Source organism: Longimicrobium sp., from assembly GCF_036280135.1.
Lineage (GTDB): Bacteria > Gemmatimonadota > Gemmatimonadetes > Longimicrobiales > Longimicrobiaceae > Longimicrobium.
In genome coordinates this window covers 1-3,019 of sequence record NZ_DASURI010000011.1, presented here as the reverse complement: position 1 = coordinate 3,019, position 3,019 = coordinate 1, and the positions used below count along the sequence as shown (strand labels likewise).

The 3,019-nt window shown below is 68.7% G+C and carries 3 protein-coding genes; all 3 read left to right on the top strand.

Going from position 1 to position 3,019, the window contains the following annotated elements; translation table 11 throughout:
* The first annotated feature begins 208 nt into the window (after window positions 1-208).
* Window positions 209-1,174, top strand: coding sequence for a hypothetical protein (locus tag VFZ20_RS00330; RefSeq protein WP_329681814.1), 966 nt, complete (start codon window positions 209-211; stop codon window positions 1,172-1,174).
* Window positions 1,175-1,513: 339 nt separating this feature from the next.
* Window positions 1,514-1,912, top strand: coding sequence for a response regulator transcription factor (locus tag VFZ20_RS00325; protein ID WP_329681813.1), 399 nt, complete (start codon window positions 1,514-1,516; stop codon window positions 1,910-1,912).
* Window positions 1,909-3,019: hypothetical protein (locus VFZ20_RS00320; protein ID WP_329681812.1), on the top strand; the 1,111-nt coding region annotated here is incomplete at its 3' end. The genes VFZ20_RS00325 and VFZ20_RS00320, both read left to right, overlap by 4 nt.

Here is a 3,019-nt window from a genome sequence, read left to right as displayed (position 1 = left end):
CCCCCGCGAAGCGGGGGCAGGGGGTCGGGGGGAGGGGGCCCTCCGCGGGCGAGACACGCTCCACGACGGTGCACAATCCCGGCGCGAGTCTTCCCCTCGCAAGCAGATGGCTATCTCTTCCGCGTCCTGCGGAACACTCCTTGTATCCTCCCCGTCCACGATGGCACGGAAACCAGCGAAAGCAAAGGCCGAACGGCCCTGGCGGCGGGTGGGGACGCCGGAATCGGGATTCGAGTACCTGCGCGGCGACGGCAAGCCGCTGCGCAGCGCGCCCGCGCTCGCCCGCATCAAGAAGCTGGCGATCCCGCCGGCGTGGACCGACGTGCACATCAGCCCCGATCCGGCCGCCAAGGTGCAGGCGTACGGCACCGACGCGGCCGGCCGCAAGCAGTACCGGTATCACCCGGACAACATCGCGAAGAACAGCAAGCGCAAGTACCGCAAGCTGCTGGAGTACGCCCGCGCCATCCCCCGGCTGCGCGAAGCCACGGAGCAGCACCTCAAGCACGAGGGCGTGGGCCGCGAGCGCGTGCTGGCGACGGTCGTCCGGCTCATCATGCGCGGCTTCTTTCGCATCGGCAGCGAGGAGTACGCGATCACCAACAAGACGTTCGGCATCGCCACGCTGCAGAAGAAGCACCTCAGGATCCAGGACGAGAACCTGGTCTTTACCTACATCGGCAAGAAGTCCATCCACCAGCGTACCTTCGTGGCCGACACGCCGCTGGTGGAGGTGATGCGCGAGATCCTCCAGCTGCCGGGCCGGCGCCTGTTCCAGTTCGTGGACGAGGAGGGCAAGGTGCGCCCCGTGACCGCCGCGGACGTGAACGGCTACATCAAGCAGATCCTGGGCGCCAAGTACACCAGCAAGGACATCCGCACCTGGGGCGGCACGGTGCGCATGGCCACCATCCTGGCGGACCTGGGCCCGCCGCAAAGCGAGCGTGAGGCCAAGAAGAACCTGGTGCTGGCCTGCAAGCTGGTGTCGACGGAGCTGGGAAACACACCCACGGTCTGCCGCAGCTCGTACGTGCACCCGGCCGTGATGGACCGCTACGCCGAGGGCAAGACCATCGCCCCGCTGATGCGCGAAACGCCGCGCGAGGACGAGGCGCCCGGCCGCTACTATCCCGAGGAAGCCGCCCTGATGCGCTTTCTGCAGAAGTGGGGCTGACGGGCCCTCACCCGGGCTCGCAAAGCTCGCCCACCCTCTCCCACAAACTGCGTGGGAGAGGGTGTAGACTTCCATCCGGTCCCGCTCTCCTACGCCTGTCCGTGCGCGTGCCTGCGCTGCTGATGGGTCATTCGCCTCACGCGCCGCGCCGGGCGGACGCGCATCTTCTCCTCGACTTTCGCACTTTCGCACTTTCGCACTTTCGCACTGGTCTACTGACCCACTTCGCACCGACGCACTCTAACCTCCACTGCCCCAAAATGTTGCCGCCCCCGGGCCTGCTTCTTGCCGAGCGCGTGAAGGGGATAACGGGAACGCCGTGCGGGGAGAGGAATGGCCGTGGAAGCCGCAGACAGCAAGGCCACCATCCTGGTGGTGGACGACAACAGCGACAACGTGGAGATTCTCCGCGCGTTCCTGGAATCGCGCGGGTTCGCCATCGCCGAGGCGCGCGACGGGCGCACGGCCCTGGCGCGCATGGAAGAGATCAAGCCCGACCTGGTGCTGCTGGACGTGATGATGCCCGGCATGGACGGCTGGGAGGTGTGCCGCGTCATCAAGCAGCACCCGCAGCTGGGCGACACCAAGGTGGTGATGGTGACGGCCAAGGGCGGCTTCGAGGACAAGTTCGAGGGTTTGCGCAGCGGCGCGGACGACTACGTGGTCAAGCCGGTTGACTTCAAGGACCTGATGGAAAAGGTGGCGCGCAACCTGGCGGCCCGGGGCAGCCAGGCGTGAGGATCGTGGGATACGCCGCGGACGAGGAGTTCCGCGAACGGCTGGAGGCGGCGGCCCGGCGGCTGGAGGCGGAGCTCACCGTCGTGACCCCGGCGGAGAAGGGCTCCGCCGCGCACGACGAGCAGTTCTTCTCCCTGCTGCGCACGCACCCCGACGCGGCCCTCGTGCAGTTTCGCCGCGGGCTGCTGGAGCGCACCCGCGCCGAGGCGGCCACGCGCGCCATCGCGCTCGTCGTGGCCTGCCGCAACGAGGACGAGGCCCGCCAGGCCGCCCGCGAGGGGGCGGAGGAGTGGGTGCTCACCACGGCGACGGAGGAGGAGCTGGCCGCGCGGTTCCTGAGCGCGTGCGAGCGCAACGGCCGCCGCGTGCGCCCCCTGGCCACGCGCGAGGCGGCGGACCACCTGCGCTACGAGGAGCTGCTGTACGACCGCTTCACGGGCTTTCCCACCCTGCCGGTGATGATCGAGCGGGGCCGCGAGATGCTGGACCGCCGCGGCCGCCTGACGCTGCTGTACATCGAGTTCGTGCGCTACAGCAAGCTGGAGGAGATCTACGGCTGGGAAAAGCTGGACGAGGTGCTGCAGACGACGGCCACGGCCGTGCGCGACTTCTACGCCCGCTACGAGGGCGCGGACAGCGTGATGATGGTGTCGCACACGGGCGACGACGACTTCATCTTCTTCGCCGACCTGGGCGACGGGGTGGAGCAGACGGAGGCTGCCATCAACGAGATGGCCCGCCAGCTGGAAGAAGAGGTGCGCGGCCGCCTGGAGACGGAGCACGGCGAGGACATCGCGGGGTTGTTCGAGATCTACGTGGGCTCCACGACGCTCTTTCGCAACCCCAAGATCCGCACGGAGCGCATCATCTACCGCGGCATCCGCGAGGCGGCGCAGGCGGCCCGCAGCGTGGAAAGCCGCGAGCGGGCGCGCAAGGTGGCGGACCTCAAGGAGACGCTGCGCGAGGGCGCGGTCTACATCGTCTACCACCCCATCGTGGTGACGGAGACGCGCGAGGTGTACGGCTATGAGGCCCTGGCCCGCGGTGCCCACCGGGCCCTGCGCTCGCCGGAGGTGCTCTTTGGCGTGGCGGAGGAGGCCAACCTCA